The organism is Catenibacterium sp. UBA627, from assembly GCF_002299355.1.
Lineage (GTDB): Bacteria > Bacillota_I > Bacilli_A > Erysipelotrichales > Coprobacillaceae > Catenibacterium > Catenibacterium mitsuoka.
Genome location: NZ_DBPF01000154.1, coordinates 7,497 through 10,120 on the forward strand (window position 1 = coordinate 7,497; position 2,624 = coordinate 10,120).

3 protein-coding genes and 1 pseudogene are annotated in these 2,624 nt (G+C 36.1%); 3 read left to right on the top strand and 1 reads right to left on the bottom strand.

What is annotated here, in order from left to right; translation table 11 throughout:
- The 3 genes and pseudogenes from deoA to B2S90_RS10520 all read left to right on the top strand — a co-directional run.
- Window positions 1–669, top strand: a pseudogene (deoA, locus tag B2S90_RS10510) (pyrimidine-nucleoside phosphorylase); the annotation flags it as partial.
- A gap of 3 nt (window positions 670–672) precedes the next feature.
- Entirely contained in the window at window positions 673–1,515 is an 843-nt protein-coding gene (locus B2S90_RS10515; protein WP_055234213.1) for a Cof-type HAD-IIB family hydrolase, read from the top strand.
- Between the two features lie 11 nt (window positions 1,516–1,526).
- The gene (locus B2S90_RS10520; protein WP_279148291.1) at window positions 1,527–2,198 is read left to right on the top strand and encodes a TIGR00266 family protein; all 672 of its coding nucleotides are present in this window, start codon (window positions 1,527–1,529) and stop codon (window positions 2,196–2,198) included.
- Between the two features lie 24 nt (window positions 2,199–2,222).
- Here the strand turns inward: B2S90_RS10520 and B2S90_RS10525 are convergent.
- The coding region (locus B2S90_RS10525) for a sugar O-acetyltransferase (RefSeq protein ID WP_286697023.1) at window positions 2,223–2,624 on the bottom strand (402 nt) is incomplete at its 5' end.

Here is a 2,624-nt window from a genome sequence, read left to right on the forward strand (position 1 = left end):
GAGGATGCGAAGAAGCTTGCTCGTACAATGATCACAATTGGTCAGCATCTTCATAAAGATACAAGAGCCACTATTTCTAATATGTCCCAGCCTTTGGGCTATGCAATTGGTAATTCATTAGAAGTGAAAGAAGCGATTGCAACACTTAATGGCAATGGTCCTGAAGATTTATTAGAATTATGTTTAACTGCAGGAAGTACAATGCTGATGATGGCACAAAAAGCAGAAACAGTGACTGAAGCAAGAAAGATGCTAGAAGACGCCATTTCTTCTAAGAAAGCATTACATACCTTAGAAGCAATGGTAAAAGCACAAGGTGGAGACAGCGATTATATTCTTTATCCTGAAAAGTTTACAGTAGCTGAACATATATTTGATGTTTATGCACCTGAAGCAGGATATATTGAAGATCTAGAGGCATTAACTCTTGGACTAGTATCAATGCGTCTAGGTGGCGGTAGAGAAACAGTCACAGATGAAATTGATCATAGCGTTGGTTTAATTCTACATAAGAAGATTGGTGATTATGTAGAACAGGGAGAACCATTAGTGACTGTTCATGATAATGGTAAATGGACACAAGAAAGAAAAGAAGAATTATTAAGTGCATTCCATTTTAGTAAAGAAAAGGTAGAAAAACCTATATTGATTGATGAGATTATGGAGTAGTATATGAGTAAATTTTTATTTTTTGATATTGATGGTACATTAGTAGGAAAATCAAGACATATAACAGAAAAAACTAAAGAAGCGATTCAAGCAGCAAAGAATGCGGGCAATAAAGTATTCTTATGTACAGGTAGAGCACCTACTTCTATTGTAGGTGATGTTAAAGCATTACCAATAGATGGTATTGTGGCAAGTGCAGGAGGATTTGTCCAGGTAGATGGGAAGTATATCTTTAAGAACTATATGGATCAATATACTCTTTCAGAAATGATGACACTCTTTGTGAATCATGGTATCTTATTCTGTCTAGAAACTGAACATGCGATTTATCAGACACCAGGTGTGAATGAATTCTTTGACAAGAGACACAATAAGGAATTTGGGGATAATGTAGAATTACAGAGATTCTTTGAATTAAAACGTCAAGAAGAAAATCGTATTCCTGTCTCTCAGTTTGATTTAGAAAAGACAGGTGTCACTAAGATTGGTTTTATTGCTCCTGATCCAATCGCTTTTTATGATTGTGTAAAGTATATTGCACCAATGTTTAATATTGTGACATTCTCTAAATATGAAGATGATTTCATTAATGGTGAAATCATCTTAAAGAACTGCACAAAGGCAGATGGTGTGAGACGTGTTGTGGATTATTATCATGGAGATATGAAGGATACAATCGGTTTTGGAGATTCTATGAATGATTTCCAGATGATTGATACATGTGAAATTGGTGTCGTTGCAGAGAATGCGCCAGATAAATTAAAAGCTATTGGAACATGCTTTTTCAAGGATCCAGATGCTGATGGTTTAGCAGATGCAATTTATGAATTAAAATTAGATCAGTAGGAGATGATTGTATGCAGTATGAAATTAAAGGAAAACCACTTCCTGTCGCAATACTTCATCTAGATCAAGGTGAATCTATTTTGACAGATAGTGGCGCAATGGTATGGATGAAACCAGCCTTAACTATGGATACTGTATCAGGTGGTATGAAATCTTTATTTGGCCGTGCTTTTTCAGGAGAAACACTTTTCTTGAATAAATATACAGCGACACAGCCTAGTATGATTGCCTTAGGATCTTCTTTTCCTGGTGACATACTTGTGTATGATGTGAGCCAGGGAGATATTATTGTTCAGAAGTCTTCTTATCTTGCAAGTGAAGAAACAGTAAAAAGAGAACTCTCTTTTTCTAAAAAAGGTACAATAGGATTTTTTGGTGGAGAAGGGTTCATCATGAATAGATATTTTGGCTCAGGTTTACTATTTATTGAGATAGATGGTACAGCAATAGAATATGACTTAAATCCTGGTGAAGAGATGGTTGTGAATACAGGTAACCTTGTGGCAATGAGTTCATCTTGTCATATTGATGTTGTTTCTGTAAAAGGTATAAAGAATAAGTTCCTAGGAGGAGAAGGATTCTTTAACACGGTAGTCAAGGGACCAGGTCATGTCATTGTACAGACAATGCCGATTTCTACATTGGCTGAAAGCTTATCGGGTTTTATGCCTCAAAATGACTAAAAAGGATGTCAGTGACATCCTTTTTTAATTATGATCCCAATTTGTTTGTTCGTCTTTATCAGTGATTTCTCTTATCACATGGCATGGATTACCTACGGCTACACTGTTGCTAGGAATATCCTTTACAACAACACTTCCTCCACCAATGACAACATTATCTCCGATAGTGACTCCAGGCATCACTTGAACACCTGCACCAATCCAGACATTATTTCCCACCGTAATAGGATAAGCAAATTCAAGTCCTTGATTTCTACGTTTTGTATCAATTGGATGTCCTGCAGTATAAAAACCACAGTTAGGTGCGATAAAGACATTATCTCCAAAAGTTACTGGAGCACAATCGATAATGACAGTATTATGGTTCGCAAAGAAGTTCTTTCCTACCTTGATGTTGTAACCATAATCACACCAGAAAGATGCTAG